Annotated in this window: 18 protein-coding genes; 9 read left to right on the plus strand and 9 right to left on the minus strand. The window is 42.5% G+C overall.

Translation table 11 applies throughout. The features are described from left to right. Window positions 1–17: 17 nt before the first annotated feature. The 5 genes from bamA to ACNORC_RS04390 all read right to left on the minus strand — a co-directional run bounded on the left by bamA (window position 18) and on the right by ACNORC_RS04390 (window position 5,741). Complete coding sequence (bamA, locus tag ACNORC_RS04370) at window positions 18–2,717, minus strand: outer membrane protein assembly factor BamA (protein WP_418334374.1); 2,700 nt, start codon at window positions 2,715–2,717, stop codon at window positions 18–20. Beyond that, a complete protein-coding gene (gene uppS / locus ACNORC_RS04375) occupies window positions 2,650–3,390 on the minus strand; it encodes an undecaprenyl pyrophosphate synthase (RefSeq protein WP_418334375.1) in 741 nt (246 codons plus the stop codon). Before uppS ends, bamA begins: the two co-directional genes overlap by 68 nt. A 1-nt stretch (window position 3,391) precedes the next feature. Continuing rightward, on the minus strand, window positions 3,392–4,099 hold the full coding sequence (gene porG, locus ACNORC_RS04380) for a type IX secretion system protein PorG (RefSeq protein WP_418334376.1): 708 nt from the start codon (window positions 4,097–4,099) through the stop codon (window positions 3,392–3,394). A gap of 100 nt (window positions 4,100–4,199) precedes the next feature. Beyond that, complete coding sequence (locus ACNORC_RS04385) at window positions 4,200–5,081, minus strand: NAD kinase (protein WP_418334377.1); 882 nt, start codon at window positions 5,079–5,081, stop codon at window positions 4,200–4,202. Between the two features lie 3 nt (window positions 5,082–5,084). Beyond that, window positions 5,085–5,741 carry a CBS domain-containing protein gene (locus ACNORC_RS04390; RefSeq protein WP_418334378.1) on the minus strand — a complete coding sequence of 219 codons (657 nt, stop codon included), beginning with the start codon at window positions 5,739–5,741 and terminating at the stop codon, window positions 5,085–5,087. 88 nt (window positions 5,742–5,829) lie between these two features. On the opposite strand from ACNORC_RS04390, the gene ACNORC_RS04395 reads away from it, so the two are divergent. The 8 genes from ACNORC_RS04395 to clpX all read left to right on the plus strand — a co-directional run bounded on the left by ACNORC_RS04395 (window position 5,830) and on the right by clpX (window position 14,184). Beyond that, the gene (locus ACNORC_RS04395; protein ID WP_418334379.1) at window positions 5,830–6,546 is read left to right on the plus strand and encodes a pyridoxine 5'-phosphate synthase; all 717 of its coding nucleotides are present in this window, start codon (window positions 5,830–5,832) and stop codon (window positions 6,544–6,546) included. After that, complete coding sequence (locus ACNORC_RS04400; protein WP_418334380.1) at window positions 6,546–7,307, plus strand: alpha/beta fold hydrolase; 762 nt, start codon at window positions 6,546–6,548, stop codon at window positions 7,305–7,307. The genes ACNORC_RS04395 and ACNORC_RS04400 overlap by 1 nt, the downstream gene beginning before the upstream one ends. A 108-nt stretch (window positions 7,308–7,415) precedes the next feature. Further along, complete coding sequence (locus tag ACNORC_RS04405; protein ID WP_418334381.1) at window positions 7,416–8,687, plus strand: OmpP1/FadL family transporter; 1,272 nt, start codon at window positions 7,416–7,418, stop codon at window positions 8,685–8,687. Window positions 8,688–8,701: 14 nt separating this feature from the next. Beyond that, the gene (locus ACNORC_RS04410; RefSeq protein WP_418334382.1) at window positions 8,702–10,264 is read left to right on the plus strand and encodes an SGNH/GDSL hydrolase family protein; all 1,563 of its coding nucleotides are present in this window, start codon (window positions 8,702–8,704) and stop codon (window positions 10,262–10,264) included. 75 nt (window positions 10,265–10,339) lie between these two features. After that, the gene (locus ACNORC_RS04415; protein WP_418334383.1) at window positions 10,340–10,681 is read left to right on the plus strand and encodes a phage holin family protein; all 342 of its coding nucleotides are present in this window, start codon (window positions 10,340–10,342) and stop codon (window positions 10,679–10,681) included. A gap of 85 nt (window positions 10,682–10,766) precedes the next feature. Next, window positions 10,767–12,080, plus strand: a complete 1,314-nt coding sequence (gene tig, locus ACNORC_RS04420; RefSeq protein WP_418334384.1) for a trigger factor — start codon at window positions 10,767–10,769, stop codon at window positions 12,078–12,080. A 133-nt stretch (window positions 12,081–12,213) separates the two neighbouring features. Continuing rightward, window positions 12,214–12,888: an ATP-dependent Clp endopeptidase proteolytic subunit ClpP gene (gene clpP / locus ACNORC_RS04425; RefSeq protein ID WP_418334385.1), complete on the plus strand. Its 675-nt coding sequence runs from the start codon at window positions 12,214–12,216 to the stop codon at window positions 12,886–12,888. Between the two features lie 63 nt (window positions 12,889–12,951). Next, window positions 12,952–14,184, plus strand: a complete 1,233-nt coding sequence (gene clpX / locus ACNORC_RS04430) for an ATP-dependent Clp protease ATP-binding subunit ClpX (protein WP_418334386.1) — start codon at window positions 12,952–12,954, stop codon at window positions 14,182–14,184. A gap of 111 nt (window positions 14,185–14,295) precedes the next feature. Here clpX and ACNORC_RS04435 read toward each other — a convergent pair whose 3' ends face one another. Further along, window positions 14,296–17,424, minus strand: coding sequence for a WD40/YVTN/BNR-like repeat-containing protein (locus ACNORC_RS04435; RefSeq protein WP_418334387.1), 3,129 nt, complete (start codon window positions 17,422–17,424; stop codon window positions 14,296–14,298). Between the two features lie 194 nt (window positions 17,425–17,618). Here ACNORC_RS04435 and ACNORC_RS04440 point away from each other — a divergent pair, with 194 nt between their 5' ends. Next, window positions 17,619–18,071: an SRPBCC domain-containing protein gene (locus ACNORC_RS04440; RefSeq protein WP_418334388.1), complete on the plus strand. Its 453-nt coding sequence runs from the start codon at window positions 17,619–17,621 to the stop codon at window positions 18,069–18,071. 424 nt (window positions 18,072–18,495) lie between these two features. On the opposite strand, the gene groL is transcribed toward ACNORC_RS04440, so the two are convergent. The 3 genes from groL to secG form a co-directional block, all read right to left on the minus strand. Continuing rightward, a complete protein-coding gene (gene groL / locus ACNORC_RS04445) occupies window positions 18,496–20,133 on the minus strand; it encodes a chaperonin GroEL (RefSeq protein WP_418334389.1) in 1,638 nt (545 codons plus the stop codon). A gap of 111 nt (window positions 20,134–20,244) precedes the next feature. Beyond that, a complete protein-coding gene (locus tag ACNORC_RS04450) occupies window positions 20,245–20,520 on the minus strand; it encodes a co-chaperone GroES (protein ID WP_324720054.1) in 276 nt (91 codons plus the stop codon). A gap of 142 nt (window positions 20,521–20,662) precedes the next feature. Continuing rightward, window positions 20,663–21,004, minus strand: a complete 342-nt coding sequence (gene secG / locus ACNORC_RS04455; protein WP_418334390.1) for a preprotein translocase subunit SecG — start codon at window positions 21,002–21,004, stop codon at window positions 20,663–20,665. Between the last annotated feature and the right edge of the window lies 1 nt (window position 21,005).

Here is a 21,005-nt window from a genome sequence, read left to right on the forward strand (position 1 = left end):
AAATACCGTGCCAATTTTTAAAACTGCTGCCCGATTATGAAATGGGTTTCCCAACCATTGGCTTTGTTCTCTCCTAAAGATGGATTAGGATCAAAACCATAACCAAAGTCAATTCCCAATAATCCGAATGCAGGCATAAATATACGCAATCCTGCACCGGCAGATCTATTTAGCTGGAATGGGTTGAAATCCCTGAAGCCATCATAAGAGGCTCCCGCTTCCAAAAAGGTAAGCGCGTAAATAGAGGCAGTCTGTTTTAATGTGATTGGATACCGTAGTTCCAGTGAGTATTTGTTGTAAATAGTTGCACCGTCATTAGCTGTCGCTGAACTCATGGTTCCTCTGTCAACCGGAACCAAAGATTGGTTAGGATAACCTCTCATGGCAATAGATTCCCTTCCGTCAAGGCTATAAGTTCCCATTCCGTCACCTCCAAGGTAGAACCTTTCAAAAGGAGGAATTCCCCTGTCGTTGTTATAGGCTCCAAGGAATCCGTATTCAGCATGTGAGCGCATCACCAGTTTCTCGTAGAGGTTAGTATACCATGTACCGCTGAATTTTACCTTGTAGAATTCCAACCACTTGTACTTTTCCTGGTCGATCTTGGATTGATCCGGTACAGGGTCTTCTCCTGCCTGTAATGGGCGACCTTGCCTGTTGATCAATGTTCCGTTTGCATTTTGCAACTGAAACTCTTTCTGGTCTCCCAGGTTCGCATAGTCAACATCGTTGAAAAGAGAATAAGGAGGAGTCAGTTTTGCAATGATCTCAAATTTTGAACCTCCCATTGGGAAGATAGGGTTCGTGAATGTATTGTCCCTGGTCAATCCTATGGTATAGGAAAGGTTATTAGAGTAACCGTCTCCAAAAGTAAAGAGACCTGTATTATAGTTAGTTAAATTATAGTGCTGGAATGCCACTGCATGAGACAATACAAAGAAATCGTCAGGCACAGTCAGTCTTTTTGCCAGACCAAAAGTAATTCCGGTAATTGAGAATTTCCTGTCTTTATTAGCTCTCCTTGTACGAATATTGTAATCATATTGCTCTGTATGCTGGAAGGAGGTAGATAGCCTTACAGGCTTCACTCCACCCCACCATGGTTCAGAAAATGACAGGCTGTAAGTTTGATAATAAGTACTCGCCTGAGCTCTTAAAGATAGTGTCTGGCCATCTCCCATTGGTAAAGGACGGTAAGCTTCCTTGTCAAAAAGTCCGGCGAGTGAGAAGTTGTTGAAAGAAAGTCCAAGGGTTCCAACGAAACCACCGCCTCCATAACCACCCTGAAGTTCGATCTGGCTGGCGCCACTCTCTACTACAGAATATTCCAGGTCAAGAGTTCCGCTGTTTGGATCTACATTTCTGAATTCAGGTTTCAGGTTTTCAGGATCAAAATACCCTAACTGTCCAAGTTCCCTTACAGTTCTTACAACATTTTCTTTGCTGTACTTATGTCCCGGTTTAGTTCTCAATTCCCGGTAGATCACATGGTCTTTCGTCTTGTCATTTCCAACTACCCTGATCTCATTGAAATAAGCCACTTTTCCTTCCCTTATACGGATCTCAAAGTCAATGGTGTCGTTATAGACCTTTACTTCAACCGGGTTAATGTTAGAGAACAGGTAACCGTTGTTCTGGTAAAGGTTGGTTAGGTCATTGGCATCAGGTTTAGTGTTATCGGCGATCTGCTTTTCCAAAAGCACACCGTTATAAACATCCCCTTTTGTAATACCCAAAACTCTCTGCAACTGTTCATCGGTATAAACACTGTTTCCTATAAAGTCGATATTTCCGAAGTAATAACGGTCTCCCTCCTCAATATTGAGGCGAAGAGCAACCTTGTCTTCGTTTTGTTTAATAAGTGTATCAGAGACAATACGGGCATCACGGAAACCGCGTTCCTTGTAAACTTTGATCAGCTTTTGTTTGTCTGCCTGATATTCTTCCGGGATAAATTTTGAACGTTTCCAGAAGCGCAGGAAATTCTGCTGCTTTGTCTTTTTCATGGACTTTCTAAGGCGTGCGTCAGAAAGTGATTCATTGCCTATAAATTCAATATCGGAGATCTTTACACGCTCACCTTTATCAATATTCACCACCATGTTCACCTGGTTCACAGCAGCCGTATCTTCAACCGGAATTGTATTTAGAACTACTTTGGTGTTCAGGAACCCTTCTTTTTTGTATGTGTTCTCAATATAGTTCTTGGTAGTGGTAAGCAGGTTTTCGGTGACCTTGGCACCTTTGGTAAGTTTATTCTCCTTTTTTAGCTCTTCCTGCTTTTTCTTCTTGATTCCCTGAATCCTTACATCAGCCAGGGTAGGAACTTCCTTTATCTCCAGCTCGAGGTTCGCTGTATCGCCTTCAATACTGGTAACATAAATATTGATATCGCTAAAAAGTCCGAGATTCCAGAGCTTTTTAAGCACCTTACTGATCCTGTCTCCGGGAATATAGATCTTTTCCCCTTTTTTAAGGCCCGTATAGGCTATTACCGTTTGTTCGTTATAAGATACAGTTCCGGTAACATCTATTTCTCCTATGGTGTATTCTTTGCCGTTAGCAAGTGGCAGATCCTGAGCGGTTGATGTAAAACTGTAAAAAAGGCAAAATGCCAGGAGTGCTAAAATTCTGTTTGATATAAATGCACTAACTAAGTTGCTCACTTGTTTTTCCAAATCTTCGTTCTCTGTTTTGATAATTATAAATGGCCTCATATAGATCCTCTTTCCGAAAATCTGGCCATAGTATTTCTGAAAAATATAATTCGGCATAGGCAATTTGCCATAACAGGAAATTGCTAATGCGCTGTTCGCCACTTGTTCTGATCAAAAGATCTACATCTGGCAAATTTTGCGTGTAAAGATGCTTATTTATAACCGATTCATCAATAGCTTTTTCAGAAATCTCCCCGTTTTTCACTTTTTTGGAAATTTCTTTTACTGCTGTGGTGAGTTCTTCCCTTGAACCATAGCTCAATGCAAGGGTAAGGGTCATTCGGTCATTGGAAGCTGTTTTTTTTATTACCTCCTGTAATTCGCGGTGGGCCTTAGCAGGAAGATTGTCAAGGCACCCAATGGCATTCAGCCGGATCTTATTATCCTGAAGGGTGCTGATCTCCTTTTTAAGAGAGGAAACCAAGAGCTTCATCAGGGTATCGACCTCAAGTTTTGGCCTGTTCCAGTTTTCCGTAGAAAAAGCATAGAGAGTGAGGTTTTTGACACCTATCTCGGCGGCGCCCTCTACTACTTCGCGAACCGCTTTTGTGCCTCTTTCATGGCCCATGGCTCTTACCAACCCCTGCTTTTTCGCCCAGCGGCCATTCCCATCCATGATGATAGCAATGTGTTGCGGTAATTTTTCGGGATTGATCTTTTCTTTGAAATTCATTTTAATATTCGTTGTAACAGGACCGGTGACCAAAATTGAACGTCAGGTAGATACCGGTGAACATGTACCAGTCTGTAGTATTCCGGTTTCCAAAATCCTTCAGGCGGTAATCGCCATCCACTTCGGAAGGTTGACTGCCGTCAAGATTGTCTGTAAAAGTGTACCGGGCGCCTATTTCTATACCTGCCGCCATAAAATTGTTCAGCGTTTGTTTATAGCCCATGACCAAAGGAATAGAAAACTCCCAGTTATTCCCTGCTTCTTCCAATTGATTCGGCCTGGTGTATGCATTATTCCTTAGCATATAATGATGCGCAAAGTAATAATTAATACCGGTATAAAGGTAAGGAGTAGACTGGTAAGTGTTGGCATGAAGATCCCATTCCCAAAAAGTAAATTCCAGTCCCAGGGATGCTTCGGCTATATTATTGGAAAAAGAATAGCCGCGCTGCTGTCTTCGGGTATCGTCAGACCGGGCATCATCGGCTTCAATATTTGCGTAAAGTAGAGAAAACCTGAATGAATGCCTGTCACTGCGATTCCATTTTAAGAGTCCTCCAAAAACAAGAGACTTGGGATTTATATAGGTTGTGTTTCCCACATCCCCGATATAATTGGCTCCTCCAACATAAGGGCCTATTTCAAAATTCTGGGAATATGACTGGTTGCTGAAAAAGATCATTAGAACCATCACAACTATATACCTCATAGGTTTTCAAAAGTTTGCAAATATAACAATATTGTTTGCTCCACAATAATTTGAGCGGGTTTGTCCCTTAGCATTAACAATTTTCCCGGAGATTTATTGTTTAGTTGCGCTTATCTTCTCCCCATAGAAGTTTCTTGCGAAGTGTCTTTAAAAAGGTGTCTCCTGTAAATTCTACCATCTTAAGGGTGAAGGGTGCTTTTTGGATGGTTACGGTAGTATTGTTCTTGTAAGATGTGATTCGGGAGTCCATAGAGACAAGATAATCTTCTTCTCTTCCCGAAATTTTTAATCTTATTTTGGTGTTATCGGTAATAATAAGCGGTCTGGCATTAAGATTATGAGGTGCGATAGGGGTGATGGCCAGGGCCTTTGTTGCAGGGGTAATTACAGGGCCGCCACAGCTTAGCGAGTAGCCCGTTGAGCCGGTAGGGGTGGAGACGATTAAACCATCTGCCCAATAAGCCGTGAGATATTCATCATCCAGCCATGTCTCTATGGTGATCATGGAGGTGGTGTTCTTTCGGCTTACGGCAATTTCGTTGAGTGCAAAATGTCGTTTGCAGTCGTCATCTTCGGGTTCTGTGGAAAGGCACAAGAGCGTGCGCTCCGAAATACTATACTGGTTTTTGACGAGTTGTGAAATGGTACTACGTATCTCTTCTTTGTTCACCGTGGCAAGAAAACCCAATCTTCCCGTATTAATTCCGAGAATAGGAATGTTGAGATCGTAAATATAATTTACTGCCTTTAAAATGGTCCCATCTCCTCCTACACTTAGAAAAAGGTCAAAAGAAGAATCAAGTTTCCTAAAGGTGCTAAAGTGGTGATAGTCCTTTTCAATTGATTTGTTCTGGTCTATCAGCCGGAAGAATTCTTCCTCAATAGCTACCTCTACATTTTCCTCCCCCAGCGCGTTGAGAAGTTCTTCAATATAAACTCCCGAATTAGCATGATAGAACTGCCCATAGATCCCTACTTTCATCCGTTATATATTAAGATATTTATCCAGGTAGTCTGACCGATCCTTAAGGTCTGAAGAATATTTATCTTCCTGGTGGGTCGAGGCTATTTTGTATCCATATCTTCGGAAAGCCTGTAAAATAGCATTCACAGGGGTAGGGCCCGTTTTTATGGTGATCTGGGCCATGTCATTTTCGAGGCGGGAAACAAAAGCTCCCAATATCTGGGCTCCATTAGATTCTATGATCTGCGTGATCTCACTGAAAGAATAATCTTTATATCCTTTTTCAACCGTAAAAATTCCGCCGGGGTTTGCAATAAAAGGAGCTTCGGTGAAAAGATTCATAATATCATAGAGTTCCAGGTATCCAAGATAGTGATTCTCCTCGTCAAGAACGGGCATGATATTCGTTTGGTTTTTGGAGAAATTGTGTAGTACGTCCATCCAGTTCTCCGTGTCTCTAACAAAAAATCCTTCCAGGGAATACTGGTACTCCTCGACTGTCTTTTCGGGGTCGAAGGTAATTATGTCATTTTCGGAAATGCTACCCACGTAAGTTCCTTCGTGCTGAATAGGAATGTGGGAATACTCGGGAGGCTCGAGCAGTTTTCTGATCTCACCAATTTTGCTGGTGATATCGGGCATTTTAATATCATTTAGTATGTATGGCTCAATGCTCATGACTCCTCGTATTTTCTGCAAATTAATTAAAATAAAGTACTTTTTTGCCTATTCAACTTTGTATTTTTGTTCGAAACTCATACCAAAAATGACAAAATTAAGCGTGAATATTAACAAGGTGGCAACCCTGCGGAATGCTCGCGGGGGAGATGTGCCTAACCTTGTTCAGGTGGCGAAGGATGTACAGAAGTTCGGGGCTCAGGGAATTACTATACATCCCCGGCCAGACGAACGGCACATCAGGTATAGCGATGTATTTGATCTTAAGCCTGTAGTGACTACCGAATTCAATATTGAAGGAAATCCTATACCAAAATTCATAGAGCTTGTACTCAAAGCAAAACCGGAGCAGGTGACCCTGGTGCCAGATGCTGAAGATGCCATTACTTCTAACGCCGGCTGGAATACTAAGAAGCACAAAGACTTTCTTCAGGAGGTGATCTCAGAATTTAAAAGGAACAACATACGCACCTCCATTTTTGTAGATCCCGATCCTGAAATGGTAAAAGCTGCCCTGGCAACCGGGACAGATCGCATCGAGCTTTATACTGAAGATTATGCCAAAGAGTACGAAAAGGGAAATACCGCAGCGATAGAACCCTACGCGCTTTGCGCTGAGATCGCCAATGAGCTGGGGCTGGGGATCAATGCTGGACATGATCTCTCCTTGAAAAATATCGAATTCTTTAAAAATAATATTCCCGGCCTGCTGGAGGTGTCTATTGGGCATGCTCTAATTTCGGAAGCCCTATATGAGGGATTTGAAAAAGTAATTCAGGAATATTTAAAACTTCTTAAAAGCTGATGAAATTACATTCCACAATTGTAGGAGAAGGAAAGCCATTATTGATCCTCCATGGATTCCTGGGGATGAGTGATAACTGGAGAACACTGGGTCGTGAATTTGCCGAAGCCGGTTACCAGGTTCATCTCATTGATCAGCGAAACCATGGGAGAAGTCCGCACAGTGAGGAGTTTAATTACCTGGTGTTGGCAAAAGATGTTAAAGAATATATTGATACCCATAGCCTGGAAAATTGCATTTTGCTGGGGCACTCCATGGGAGGTAAAACAGCTATGACTGCGGCTTGTCTTTTTCCACATGTAGTGGAGAAATTGATCGTGGTGGATATTGCACCACGCTATTACGCGCCACATCACCAGCAGATCCTTGAAGGCTTGAATGCCCTTGACGCGGCAGAACTTTCTTCAAGGGGAGATGCTGAAGATCTATTGGCTAATTATGTAAAGGAGGAAGGTGTGAGGTTGTTCTTGTTGAAAAATCTTTACTGGAAAACTAAAGGTAAACTGGCCTTAAGAATGAACCTTCCGGCTTTAGAAAGAAATATTGAAGCCCTGGGAGAAAAATTACCTGATGATTACAGATTTTCAGGCCCCACACTTTTCATAAAAGGGGAGCGATCAGATTATATTACTTCGGAGGATGAAAAAGAAATCAGTAAGCATTTTCCTTCCTCAAAAATTGTATCCATTCCCGGTTCGGGACACTGGGTCCATGCCGAAAATAAAGATGGTTTCTATGCCGCTGTAATGCAATTCCTGTAATGGAATAAGAAATTTATTGTGCACGCATAACAAAACAAAGGTATTTATTGCATAATATCTAATTTATGCTATTTTTGGACCATCTTATTAAAATTCACAAAAACAATCATGAGAAAAATTTTATTTCTATTGGTGTTTGCACTAGCAAGCGCCGTGACTTATGCCGGCGGTTACCGGGTGAGTGTACAGGGACAGCGTGCGCTGGCCATGGGACACACAGGGGTAGCAGTCGTAAACAGTGCCGAACTTGGCTTTTTTAACCCGGCCGGGTTAGTTTACCTCGAGAACAAACTTACAATTTCTGCAGGTGCAAGTGCCATCTTTTCTGATGTTGCCTGGCAGAATGAAGAAACAGGACAGAGTTTTAGAACTGATAATCCTGCGGGAACTCCTTTTTACTTCAACGCTTCCTATAAATTAAAAGACTGGTTAGCAGTTGGTCTTAGTGTCTACACTCCGTATGGTAGTACTGTACAGTGGGAAGACGACTGGGCAGGGTCACATCTTGTGAATAATATTGAATTACAGGCAATTTTCGTACAGCCTTTGGTATCTGTTAAGGTTACCGATTATCTTAGTTTTGGAGGTGGTCCAATTTATGTGACCGGAGCTGTTAATTTCAACAGGAACCTTAATAGAACTTTAGTAGATGAAGAAGGTAATCGCGCAAACGTTACCGTTGATGCTTCCGGAGTTTCTGCCTGGGGCTGGTCAGCAAGTGCGATGTTCAATGCTACCGATGATATCAGGGTAGGGGTGAACTATCGTTCAGAGATCCTGATGAACGCTGAAGGTGGGGAAGCCGATTTCGAGAATATTCCGAATACTCCTTTCCAGGGGCTCGACCAAATTGATGATACCGCTTTTGATGCTACTTTGCCTTTGCCCGCAGAACTAACTGTTGGTGTTTCTTATGAATTAAATGACAAATGGCTTCTGGCCTTTGATTACAACCGTACCTATTGGGGAGTTTATGAGTCTTTAGATATTGATTTCGCAGATCCAAACATTCCTGATTCTCAAAATGCACGTAACTACGAAGATTCCAATACCTGGAGATTTGGTGCGCAATATAATGCTACAGAAAAACTGGTACTTCGTGCCGGATATTACCTGGATGAATCTCCTGTACAACCGGGTTACTTCGCTCCTGAGACCCCAAGAAATGACTCAATGGGATTCACTGCCGGGCTTTCACTGGACGTGACCTCTAAACTGGCCATTGACGCCTCTTTCGCTTACATCAGGTTTGATGAGGTAGATGCTTCCTATGACTATTATTATGAGCCTGGACAGAATGGTCCGGTAGCAGTGCCTTTTGAGGGTACTTACAAATCTGTGGCCTTTATTCCTGGACTGGGAATTACTTATAAACTATAAAAGCATATTATAAAATGAAAAAACATTTAATCTATATAGGAATTCTTGCACTTGGATTTGCTTCCTGTGAGCCGGAATTCGAAAATCCGGTTGACTCGGGAGACCTGTACTCTAATGGAGAAGCAGATTTCTCTACTTATGTGGCGCTCGGAAATTCTTTGACGGCAGGATATGCCGACAATGCCCTGACTCAATATGGCCAAACCAATAGCTATCCTAATATTTTAGCTCAACAATTTTCAACCGCTGGAGGAGGAGAATTTACTCAACCTTTAATGGCAGATAATATTGGTGGACTTTTACTGAATGGGGAAGTACTTTACGGCCCAAAACTCGTACTTGCTTTTGATGCCCAGGGAAATCCTGCACCAAAGCCGTTGAACGAAATGCCGACAACTGAATTGAGCAATCATCTTTCAGGGTCATTTAATAACATGGCAGTTCCGGGAGCAAAAAGCTTTCATTTAGTTGCGGCTAACTATGGTAGTATGGCCGGACTTTCTACCGGTGCAGCCAACCCTTATTTTGTGCGCTTCGCTTCAGAACCGGGAACAACTGTTGTTGCAGATGCAGTAGCTCAAAATCCTACCTTCTTTACATTGTGGATAGGTAGTAACGATGTGCTTTCTTTTGCCCTTTCTGGTGGAACAGGAGTTGATCAAACAGGAAATTTTGATCCTACAACTTATTCTTATGGTGACATTACAGATCCAATGGTCTTTGAGCAGGCCTACAAAGCTATTGTGGGTGCTATGACTGCAAATGGAGCAAAAGGTGCTTTACTTACCGTACCAGATGTAACAAAAGTTCCTTATTTCACTACTGTTCCTAACAATGCTCTTGTGCTTACAGCTGAGCAGGCAGCTGGTCTAACAGGTTATTTCCAGGCCGTTGCAGGAATATTTACTCAGTTCCTGATGCAACAGCAGGTTCCTGCAGAGCAGGCTCAGGCTATAGCAGCTCAGTATGCTATTAAATTCAATGCGGGTCCAAACCGTTTTATAATTGATGTTCCTGTTACTCAGACCAATCCGCTTGGTTTCCGTCAAATGACCGAAGAGGAATTGCTCCTTTTAACAATTAACCAGACTGCTATCAGACAACAGGGTTATGGTTCAGCTGCCATTACACCAGATGTAATGCAGGTATTGGGAATATTACAATCAGGAGGTCAGCCTACAGCAGAGCAGGCTCAATTGGTGTTGAACGCTGTGAACGGGATAGATGACAAAGATGTACTTGATTCTTCAGAACTCAACTCCATCAATACAGCCCGTGCCGCTTACAATCAAGTAATCGAGCAGGCAGCTCAAAAAGAGTCTTTGGCTTTTGTAGATGTAGAGCCATTCCAAAATGCTTTAGCAACCGGTGGAATTTCATTTGATTCAGGTGTGGTGACCGATACTTTTGGTACCGGAGGTGCTTTTTCTTTGGACGGGATACACCTTACTCCTCGTGGCTATGCTATAGTTGCGAATGAAGTGATCGCAAAAATCAATGAGACCTACAATTCCACAGTTCCAAAAGTCAATATTGGAGCTTACGGAACTATTACTCCAAGTAATAATGTACAGTAATTAATACTTGCATAAATCTTAAAAACGCCGGGCTTTCCCGGCGTTTTTTTTATCTTAGATTTAAAATCTAACCAAATGATCTTCATTCTCCGCATTTTACTCACCGCAGTGGTCGTGGTCTTCTTAGCAAAATTCCTTCCGGGAGTTACCGTAGCAGGATACCTAACAGCCATAGTTGTGGCGCTGGTCCTTGCATTGCTGAATTTGATAGTCAAACCGGTCCTCATAATTTTCACCCTGCCGGTAACCATACTTACCTTCGGACTTTTTCTCATAGTGATCAATGCCATTATTATCCTGCTGGCAGACGCTTTTGTGGGAGGTTTTGAGGTCTCAGGATTCTGGATAGCCCTGCTTTTCAGTATACTTCTTTCCATTTTTCAGTCGCTGCTCTTCTCGCTTGCCGAAAGGAAATAGAGGCTTCTGAATTTCAGGTTTTTGAAACTTTGCTTGCTCTTAAAAAAGTTGTACTTTTGCAGACCAATTTTTATAAGAGTTTATAATGAATATAACGAGAGAGAACATTGATGAACTGAATGCAGTAGTCAAAGTTGACATTGCTAAGGAAGATTACAGCAGCAAAGTTGAAAAGGTGCTGAAGGACTACCGAAAGAATGCGAATATTCCCGGGTTCAGAAAAGGACACGTACCAATGGGAATGGTGAAGAAGCAGTATGGAAAGGCAGTTTTGGTAGATGAGGTGAATAAGCTGTTACAGGATGCCCTTAACAAGTATCTTACTGAAGAAAAACTGGATGTTCTTGGAAATCCGTTGCCAAAAGAGCAGGAAAACTTCGATTGGGACAGTGAAACTTACACTTTTGAATTCGAACTGGGATTGTCTCCGCAGTTTGAGGTCAGCCTTGATAATAAAGAACCAATTACCCATTATAAGATCGTTGCCGGCGATGAGATGATCGACAACCAGATCAAGACCATTCAGAAGCAATACGGGAAACTTGTTTCCAAAGATGTTGCTGAAGAAGGAGACCAGGTAACCGGAACTTTCAAGAATGAAGAAGAAGGTATAGATACTAAAGCTACTTTGCCCCTTGATAAAGTGAAGAATACCGAAAAATTGATCGGTGCAAAGGCAGGTGATGTTCTTACCTTGAATACAAAAGGCCTTTTTGAGGATGACCATGATCTTATGGAATTCCTTAAAGTAGATCACGATAAAGCTCACGGGCTGGATATTGAGGTGGAATTTACAGTTTCTGAAGTTAACAAGCAGGAACTGGCAGACCTTGACCAGGAATTGTTTGATAAACTCTTCGGAAAAGGAGAAGTTACTTCAGTAACCGAACTTAAAGAAAAGATCAAAGAAGATGCGGCTAAGCAATTCGAGCAGCAGAGTGACCAGCAGTTGCTGAATGATGTTACTGAAATGTTGATCGAGAATACAAAGTTTGACCTTCCGAAGGAATTCCTTCAGAAGTGGATCCAGACTGCCGGAGAAAAAGAACTTTCAGAAGAAGAGGCTAAAGAGGAGTACGAAAAAAGCGAAAAAGGACTTCGTTTTCAGTTGATCGAAGGTAAATTGATCGCTGATCATGACCTGCAGGTAAAATTTGAAGATCTTAAATCTTTTGCTAAAGATCGTATCAGGGAGCAAATGGCTCAGTTTGGTCAAATGAATCCGGAAGAAAAAGAACTTGATGATATCGCTGCGCGTATCCTGTCTCGTCAGGATGAGGTGAAGCGTTTGTCTGAGCAATTGATGAACCAGAAATTACTTCAGCTTTACAAAGAGAAAGTGAACCTTAAAGAGAAAGAGGTAACATATGAAGAATTTGTTAAAGAGGTTTATCAATAGAACTTTATTAAATTAATACTTATCTTTAAGGCGTTAGACCGAATGCGGGATAACGCCTTTTTTAGCTAATATTTACAGGGGTTTTGAGAGATTTGTCAAAATTCCTTAAACAGGTAAACAGAGAAAATACTATATGGATTACGGAAAAGAATTCGAGAAATACGCTACCAAACATCACGGGATCAATAGCAATTATTACAACCAGATAATCAGCAGTATGAACCCATTGGGAATGACTCCCAACATCATTGAAGAAAGGCAAATGAATATTGCCATTTTTGACGTGTTTTCACGCTTGATGATGGATCGTATCATCTTTTTGGGGACGGCTATTAATGACCAGGTGGCCAACATTATTCAGGCACAGTTGTTGTTTCTTGAGAGTACAGATGCTTCCAAAGATATCCAGATATATATAAATTCTCCGGGAGGTAGTGTCTATGCAGGTCTTGGTATATATGATACCATGCAATTTATAAAACCAGATGTGGCTACCATCTGTACCGGAATGGCAGCTTCAATGGGAGCCGTTCTTTTATGTGCCGGTGAAAAGGGGAAACGTAGCGGATTGCCACATTCCCGTGTAATGATCCACCAGCCTTTGGGAGGTGCACAGGGGCAGGCCAGTGATATTGAGATCACCGCCCGTGAGATCCTGACTCTTAAAAAAGAGTTGTATGAGATCATCGCAAAACATTCTGGACAGACTTTCGAAAAGATCGAGGAAGACAGTGACCGGGACTACTGGATGAAAGCAGATAAAGCTTTGGAGTATGGAATGATTGATGAAATTTTAACTAGGGGCTAAACTTCCCTTTTTAAAGAATGTAGAGAAGAGTCTTTGTGCTGCAAAGGCTGCAACAAAAAATTTATGGCGAAAGAAGAATTAGAATGTTCCTTTTGCGGAAGGAAAAAACCGGAAACCAATTTGCTCATTGCGGGGCTGGACGCTCATATTTGCGACCGCTGTATTGAGCAGGCGCACGGTATTGTTTTAGAAGAATCAAAGCAGGAAGGTACCAGTGAACTTACATCAGAGCTTAAACTGAGAAAGCCACAGGCCATCAAGAATTTCCTGGACCAATACGTAATAGGGCAGGAGCATACCAAAAAAGTACTTTCCGTAGCGGTTTACAACCATTATAAAAGATTATTACAACCCTCTTCAGATGACGAAATAGAGATTCAGAAGAGTAATATTATCATGGTGGGTGAAACCGGTACAGGTAAAACCCTTATGGCAAAGACCATAGCCAAAATGCTTAACGTGCCGCTGGCCATTGTTGATGCTACTGTTTTGACCGAAGCCGGTTATGTGGGGGAAGATGTTGAAAGTATCCTTACCCGTCTTTTACAGGCCGCCGACTACAACCTTGAAAAAGCACAACACGGGATCGTGTTTATCGATGAGATAGATAAGATCGCCCGTAAAAGCGATAACCCTTCCATCACCCGGGATGTTTCAGGAGAAGGGGTGCAACAGGCTTTGCTGAAGCTTTTGGAAGGAACAACTGTGAACGTGCCGCCAAAAGGAGGACGTAAGCACCCTGATCAAAAATTCATTGAAGTTGATACCGAAAATATCCTGTTCGTGACAGGTGGGGCTTTCGACGGAATTGAAAGGAACATCAGCAAGCGATTGAATATGCAGGCAGTTGGTTTCAGTGCTTCCAAGAGCGATGATGCTATTGAGCGGGAAAACCTTCTGAAGTATATCATTCCGAAGGATCTGAAGGACTTTGGACTCATTCCTGAGATCATTGGACGTCTTCCGGTGCTTACGCACATGAATCCGTTGGATAAAAAGACACTGCGTTCCATTTTGACCGAACCAAAAAATGCCATTATCAAGCAGTATCAGAAATTGTTTGAAATGGATGACATTAATTTCAGTATTACTGACGAAGCTTTAGACTTTATTGTTGAAAAGGCAGTAGAGTACAAACTTGGAGCGAGAGGTTTGCGTTCTTTATGTGAAGCGATCCTTACTGATGCCATGTTTGAGATGCCCGAAGGCAATGACACAAAGCTGGTGGTCGATAAAGATTATGCAGAAGAGAAACTGGACAAATCTGGTATCAAGCGATTAAAAGCGGTATCATAGATTTAGATATAACGTAAAAAGGAAAAGCCACTTCATTTGAAGTGGCTTTCTCTTTTTAAGAAAGCTTCAAAAAGGCCATTTTTGGATGACCTTTTTGAAACGTGTAGTTGATTAAAAAGCTTTTGCTTCCACCGGATTCCAGTCGAGCTCCTTGACCTTTTGATTGAATTCGGGAATTTTTAATGAGTAGATGGTTCTTAGTTTTTGCAATTCCTCATCTATTTCTTTGGTCACTTCCTCTTTAAACGCAATCGCAGAATCTGTAGGTTTAAAATCACCCACCGCCATCAGAGAATTAAGATGCGCCAGCTTATTGTTCAGTTTGATAGGATAGTTGAGTGGATCCTGAGAACTTCTGTTTTTGGTTTGATATAATGCGTTTTCAATTTCTGTAAGTTCTTCGGAAATCTCTTTCCCCATTTCTTTGACTTTTTCTGAATTGTCCACATCGGCAATTTGTTCCAGAACATCATTTATCTGGTCTTTTGTCTCCCGAAGATTCTGGATCGCCTTGTGCGTTTCGGTGATCTTGTCTACCACCGATTGCAGGAAGTCAAATTGTTCCTGTAACTCAGCCTCTGTAGCAGAAGATCTCGGATCTTCAAGGATTTCGAATTCCTTTACCATTTCAGAGTTATCTGCAATTAGTGCAACTTTGTACGATCCCGGCAGGGCCTTTGGCCCGGCCATGGAGGCCCACCATAGAACCATCCCGTCAAAAGTTTCGGCACCCTGGTAACGCATGTTCCAGTTAAACCTGTTCATTCCCGGTTCTATTTTCAGTTTTCCTTCTTTCTCATCTTTATCAGGATGATTGGAAAAGGCAGCAATTAGCTCATTTTTCGGGGTTCTGAATTCGAGTCTCAAAGTATCCACTGCCGTGGTGTCCTTCACAAAATAATTTACAATTACGCCACCGGGATGGTTCTCACCGGCTGTCCTGGAACTTCCGCGGCTGCCGCCATCCATTCTATAGCTGTCCATTGGTTTGAAGAGGTTGATGTCCTTAGCTACAAAATCCTTATTCAGCTGGTGCAGCGGAGTAAGATCATCTATGATCCAGAAACTTCTACCCTGGGTCGCGGCAATAAGATTATTGTTCTTCACTGCCAGGTCTGTAATGGGAACAATTGGCAGGTTCTGTTGAAATGGTTGCCAGTTGGCGCCATCGTCAAATGACACGTACATTCCCCATTCTGTCCCGGCATACAAGAGCCCTTTTCTTTCAGGATCTGCTCTTACCACTCTTGTAAAGTGTTCAGAAGGGATGCCATTGGTGATCTTTTTCCAGGTCGCACCATAATCAGAGGTTTTATAAAGGTAAGGCTCATAATCTCCGAGCTTATAACGGGTTCCGGCCATGTAAAGACCTCCCTTTTGAAATGGATCGGCTTCAAGGCTGTTGATCATAGTCCACTCCGGAAGGTTCTTCGGAGTGACATTCTTCCAAGTCTTGCCTCCGTCGCGGCTTACGTGCAACAGGCCATCATCAGATCCCGTCCATATCAATCCTTCCTCATAAGGAGATTCAATAGCGGCGAAAATCGTAGCATAATACTCTACGCCAGTATTATCTTTTGTGATGGGCCCACCCGAAGGTCCTAACTTAGTAGTATCTGCGCGGGTGAGGTCAGGACTAATTACCTCCCAACTCTGTCCTTCATTGGAAGTTACGTGCAGATGATTACTGGCCGTATAAAGCTTATCAGGATTATGCGGTGAAAAGAAGATCGGGAAATTCCACTGGAAACGGTATTTCATTCCTTCCGCTCCATGACCCATTGGGTTGTCTGGCCAAACATTGATGGCTCTTACTTCATTGGTCTCATGATTTACCCGGGTAAGGAAACCTCCGTAGCTTCCGCCGTAAACAATATCATTATTTTCAGGGTCTACTGCAATATGAGCAGATTCTCCTCCGGCTGTAGCTTCCCAGTCACTTTCAGAAATAGAACCTCCGTCTGTCCGGTGAAGAATGCGCACAGTTGAATTATCCTGCTGTGCACCGTAGATCCGGTAAGGGAAATGATTATCAGTAGTCACCCTGTAGAATTGTGCGGTGGGTTGGTTGTGATAGGTTGACCAGTTCTCTCCCGCATCGAAACTCACCTGGGCTCCGCCATCATCAGCAATGATCATTCTGTTATTGTCTTCGGGAGCGATCCATAGATCGTGATGATCTCCGTGAGGGGCAGCGTAGTCAGAAAAAGATTTTCCGCCGTCATTGGATACATGGTAATCCACGTTCATTACATACACCCGATCCAACTCCTGTGGATCTGCATAAATGCGGGTGTAATACCAGGCACGTTGACGCAAACTGCGGTCATCATTGACTTTATTCCAGGTTTTTCCTGCATCATCTGAGCGGAAGACTCCTCCGTCGTCATTTTCAATAATGGTATATAACCTGTCTGAATTCACCGGAGAAACACTTATTCCTGAAATTCCCCAGATTCCATCAGGAAGCCCGGGATTGGATGAAATATTTTTCCAGGTCTCGCCACCGTCAGTACTTTTCCATAAAGCGCTACCTTCCCCACCACTTTCCAGACTATGAGGAGTGCGGCGTACGCGCCAGGTGGAGGCATACAGGATCCGTGGGTTATTAGGATCTATAATGAGATCAACGACACCTGCATCTGCATTTGCAAAAAGTACTTTTTTCCAGGTGGTGCCCCCATCGGTACTTTTAAATACTCCGCGCTCTGTGCTGCTTTTGTAAAGATCTCCTAAAACGGCTGCATAAACAATATCAGGATTGGTTGGATGAATGCGTACACGGGGAATATGTCGGGAATTTTCTAGTCCGATTTGTTTCCAGGTCTTCCCGGCATCTACCGTTTTCCACATTCCATTTCCGGAGGCCACATTGCCACGTACTGTTTTTTCACCGCCACCTACATAAATAACATTGTGATCTGATTCGCTCACAGCTACAGCCCCAATGGAACCGCCAAAATATCCGTCAGATATATTTTCCCAGGTGTTTCCTGCATCAGTTGTACGCCAAACACCGCCTCCGGAACTTCCGAAGTAGAAAAGGTTTGCTTTGCCGGGAACTCCCGTAACAGCGGCTGAGCGACCGCCTCTAAAAGGTCCTACGTTTCGCCATTGAAGAGCTGAAAGGAAGGTAGTGTCATATTGAACTTTAGCGTTAGCACGTTGATTTCCTCTTTTCTGGGCTTGTGTGGTTAGGGAAAACGCCAGAAAAAGAAGGAGAAGCAGTTTTTTTCTCATGGTAGATGGTTTGGAAATTTTAGTTGCTCCGGAAAGGTAAAAAAATATCTCAATCTATTAACAATATTGGTTGAATTAGCAGGATCCGACGGCGTATATTCGAATCCTTCCGTAATAGATATTCTTAAAATATTGAAAAGTAAATCTATTCTGCACTGATTTTAATAACTTTAAGAATAACAAAAATCAATGATATGGATGAACTTGAAATAAAGACAGGAATACAGATCTCGAGGGCACCAAAAGAAGTTTTTGAAGCCATTGTAGATCCTGAGAAAATGTCAAATTACTTTATTGCTGAAAGTACGGGAAGAATGGAAGAGGGGAAGGACCTGGAATGGAAGTTCCCTGAATTTGACGAAAAGGTGAAGGTCCATGTGGTGGAGGTAAAGCCCAATGAATATATCTCTTTTAAATGGGAAGGTGCCAAAGGGGAAGATCTTTTAGTGGAGATGACCCTTTTACCCATGCCCGAAGAGTCCACCCTGGTCAAGATCACCGAAGGAAAAATGGCTAACGACAAGAAAGGCTTGAAGTGGCTGGCGCAAAACACAGAAGGCTGGGCTAATTTTCTCGCCTGCCTGAAGGCTTTCGTGGAGCACGAGATCAATCTGCGGAAAGGGGCTTTTGATTTTATGAAACAATAGGACTAAAGAATATTCAAAATTTCGGGTTCAAAATTCCGAATTGAACAGGACTCAAAAATGACATTTTTGAGTCTTGTTTCCTGGTTCTTTTTTCTTGAATCTGTTATAGAAAAGATTCTTCACTTCGCTGCGCTCTGTTCAGAATGACATTGCATTTGTTTGTCATTCCGATCCCGACACTTCGGGAGAGGAATCTTATAAATTCTATATTTCTAATTCAAAATTCAAAAATTTAAGAGTTGTTAAAAATGGCATTTTAGGATCTTGTTCCTTGGTTCTTTTTCCTTAAATCTGTTACAGAAGAGATTCTTCCCTTCGCTGCGCTTCGTTCAGAATGACGATAAATAAAAAAACCCGCCTCTGTAAAGAAACGGGTTTTAGTATCAGTACTTTATTTTCGTACTTCTAAATTCTGACTTCAGAATTACATCATTCCGGGCATTCCGCCGCCCATTCCCTGAGGCATTCCGCCACCGGCGTTATCTTCTTTGATGTCAGTTAAAGCACATTCGGTAGTAAGGATCATTCCGGCAACTGAAGCAGCGTTCTCAAGAGCTACTCTGGTTACTTTCTTAGGATCGATAATACCGGCTTTCATCATGTCAACGAAAGTGTCAGATTTTGCATCGTATCCGTAGTTGTCTTTTCCTTCAAGAACTTTATTGATCACTACAGAGCCTTCGCCACCTGCATTTTCAACAATAGTTCTAAGCGGAGCTTCAATAGCACGGTTCACGATCTGGATTCCTGTTGCTTCATCGGCATTTGCAGCTTCAACATTTGCAAGTACAGATTTTGCACGTACAAGAGCCACACCACCACCGGCAACGATTCCTTCCTCAACCGCAGCACGGGTTGCATGAAGTGCATCATCTACACGGTCTTTCTTTTCTTTCATTTCAACTTCAGAAGCAGCTCCAACATAAAGTACAGCTACACCTCCGGCAAGTTTAGCCAGACGCTCCTGTAGTTTTTCCCTGTCGTAGTCTGAAGTAGTGGTTTCCATCTGAGCCTTGATCTGGTTCACACGATCTTTGATCGCTTGTTGATCACCGGCACCATTCACTACTGTAGTATTATCCTTGTCGATAGCTACTTTTTCAGCATTACCAAGCATATCAAGGGTTGCATTTTCAAGAGTGAATCCTCTTTCTTCAGAGACCACTGTACCTCCTGTAAGGATAGCGATATCTTCAAGCATTGCCTTTCTTCTGTCTCCAAAACCTGGAGCCTTCACAGCAGCGATCTTTAGAGAACCTCTCAATTTGTTTACTACCAAAGTAGCAAGAGCTTCCCCGTCTACATCTTCAGCAATGATCAATAGAGGTTTTCCACTTTGAGCAACAGGCTCGAGTACGGGAAGCAAGTCTTTCATGGCAGAGATCTTCTTATCATAGATAAGGATGTATGGATCTTCAAGATCTGCTGTCATTTTCTCGCTGTTGGTAACGAAGTAAGGAGAAAGGTATCCTCGGTCGAATTGCATACCTTCTACCACATCCACGTGAGTTTCTGTTCCTTTAGCTTCTTCTACAGTGATCACTCCTTCTTTTCCAACTTTTCCGAAAGCCTGAGCAATTAGGTCCCCAATCTGGTCATCGTTGTTGGCAGAAATAGAAGCTACCTGCTTAATTTTTTCTGAAGAATCTCCTACTTTTTGAGTTTGCTCTGCAAGATTAGCAGTCAATGCCTCAACAGCCTTGTCAATTCCTCTTTTAAGATCCATTGGGTTTGCACCGGCAGCCACGTTCTTAAGACCTTCTTTTACGATAGCCTGTGCAAGTACAGTAGCAGTAGTAGTACCGTCACCGGCAAGATCATTGGTTTTGGAAGCTACTTCCTTTACCATTTGAGCACCCATGTTCTCCAGAGCATCTTCAAGTTCGATCTCTTTTGCCACGGTCACCCCATCTTTGGTCACTACAGGAGCTCCAAAAGATTTGCTGATGATCACGTTACGACCTTTAGGTCCTAAAGTTACTTTTACTGCGTTTGCCAATGCATCAACTCCGCGCTTAATTCCGTCGCGGGCTTCAATGTCAAATTTTATGTCTTTAGCCATTTTTTGAATTTTTTTACTCCCGTTGCCGGGAATCAGTTAGTTGTTTTCTTTAATTTTTTGAGGTAATACCGTTCCGGGAAAGTGAGTTGGAACAGTGCCGACCACAGTAGATTATACTATGGCAAGAATATCATCCTCTCTCATCATCAGGTAATCTTTACCTTCCAATTTGAGCTCTGTACCTGAATATTTACCGTAAAGAACAGTGTCACCAACCTTAACGGTCATGTCGTGATCTTTTTTCCCGCCACCTACGGCTACTACTTTTCCCTTTTGAGGTTTTTCTTTTGCAGTTTCGGGGATGTAAATTCCTGATGCAGTTTGAGTTTCGGCTGCTACAGGCTCAACAAGTACTCTGTCTGAAAGAGGTTTAATGTTTAGTGCCATTTTTAGAATGTTATTATGGTTAATGAATTCTTTTTTGAATAGCCTTAATGACGAAAATTGTGCCACTCAGAAAAGGCTGACATTTGGCAAAAAAAAATGCCAGCTTGTCATAAGCTGGCATTTACTATAAATGTCTTAATATCTACTGTTCCTGCTCAACAGGAGTTTCTGCAGGAGTATTGACCGGAGCCGGAATATTAGTTTCTACTTCATTCTCTCCATTCATGATCTTGGAGTCTGCCATACCGGTTCCTTCCATGATAGTCACGTTGGAAAGCAGGATCAACACCAACAGAAGAGTGGCAAGGGTCCAGGTACTTTTGTCAAGGAAATCGGAAGTCTTTTGAACTCCCCCTATTTGGTTCGCACCACCTCCAAATGCAGAAGAAAGTCCGCCGCCTTTTGGATTCTGTACCATTATAACTACCACCAGCAAAAATGCTACGATGATGATAAGTGCTAAAAAGATTGTAAACGTGCTCATT

The sequence above is a fragment of the Salinimicrobium soli genome, from assembly GCF_048323655.1.
In the GTDB taxonomy this organism is placed as follows: Bacteria; Bacteroidota; Bacteroidia; order Flavobacteriales; family Flavobacteriaceae; genus Salinimicrobium; species Salinimicrobium soli.

What these genes read in the sequence shown, in the direction of transcription:
- bamA (WP_418334374.1), bottom strand. Translation starts at nt 2,717, where the DNA reads ATGAGGCCATTTATAATTATCAAAACAGAGAACGAAGATTTGGAAAAA.
- uppS (WP_418334375.1), bottom strand. Translation starts at nt 3,390, where the DNA reads ATGAATTTCAAAGAAAAGATCAATCCCGAAAAATTACCGCAACACATT.
- porG (WP_418334376.1), bottom strand. Translation starts at nt 4,099, where the DNA reads ATGAGGTATATAGTTGTGATGGTTCTAATGATCTTTTTCAGCAACCAG.
- ACNORC_RS04385 (WP_418334377.1), bottom strand. Translation starts at nt 5,081, where the DNA reads ATGAAAGTAGGGATCTATGGGCAGTTCTATCATGCTAATTCGGGAGTT.
- ACNORC_RS04390 (WP_418334378.1), bottom strand. Translation starts at nt 5,741, where the DNA reads ATGAGCATTGAGCCATACATACTAAATGATATTAAAATGCCCGATATC.
- ACNORC_RS04395 (WP_418334379.1), top strand. Translation starts at nt 5,830, where the DNA reads ATGACAAAATTAAGCGTGAATATTAACAAGGTGGCAACCCTGCGGAAT.
- ACNORC_RS04400 (WP_418334380.1), top strand. Translation starts at nt 6,546, where the DNA reads ATGAAATTACATTCCACAATTGTAGGAGAAGGAAAGCCATTATTGATC.
- ACNORC_RS04405 (WP_418334381.1), top strand. Translation starts at nt 7,416, where the DNA reads ATGAGAAAAATTTTATTTCTATTGGTGTTTGCACTAGCAAGCGCCGTG.
- ACNORC_RS04410 (WP_418334382.1), top strand. Translation starts at nt 8,702, where the DNA reads ATGAAAAAACATTTAATCTATATAGGAATTCTTGCACTTGGATTTGCT.
- ACNORC_RS04415 (WP_418334383.1), top strand. Translation starts at nt 10,340, where the DNA reads ATGATCTTCATTCTCCGCATTTTACTCACCGCAGTGGTCGTGGTCTTC.
- tig (WP_418334384.1), top strand. Translation starts at nt 10,767, where the DNA reads ATGAATATAACGAGAGAGAACATTGATGAACTGAATGCAGTAGTCAAA.
- clpP (WP_418334385.1), top strand. Translation starts at nt 12,214, where the DNA reads ATGGATTACGGAAAAGAATTCGAGAAATACGCTACCAAACATCACGGG.
- clpX (WP_418334386.1), top strand. Translation starts at nt 12,952, where the DNA reads ATGGCGAAAGAAGAATTAGAATGTTCCTTTTGCGGAAGGAAAAAACCG.
- ACNORC_RS04435 (WP_418334387.1), bottom strand. Translation starts at nt 17,424, where the DNA reads ATGAGAAAAAAACTGCTTCTCCTTCTTTTTCTGGCGTTTTCCCTAACC.
- ACNORC_RS04440 (WP_418334388.1), top strand. Translation starts at nt 17,619, where the DNA reads ATGGATGAACTTGAAATAAAGACAGGAATACAGATCTCGAGGGCACCA.
- groL (WP_418334389.1), bottom strand. Translation starts at nt 20,133, where the DNA reads ATGGCTAAAGACATAAAATTTGACATTGAAGCCCGCGACGGAATTAAG.
- ACNORC_RS04450 (WP_324720054.1), bottom strand. Translation starts at nt 20,520, where the DNA reads ATGGCACTAAACATTAAACCTCTTTCAGACAGAGTACTTGTTGAGCCT.
- secG (WP_418334390.1), bottom strand. Translation starts at nt 21,004, where the DNA reads ATGAGCACGTTTACAATCTTTTTAGCACTTATCATCATCGTAGCATTT.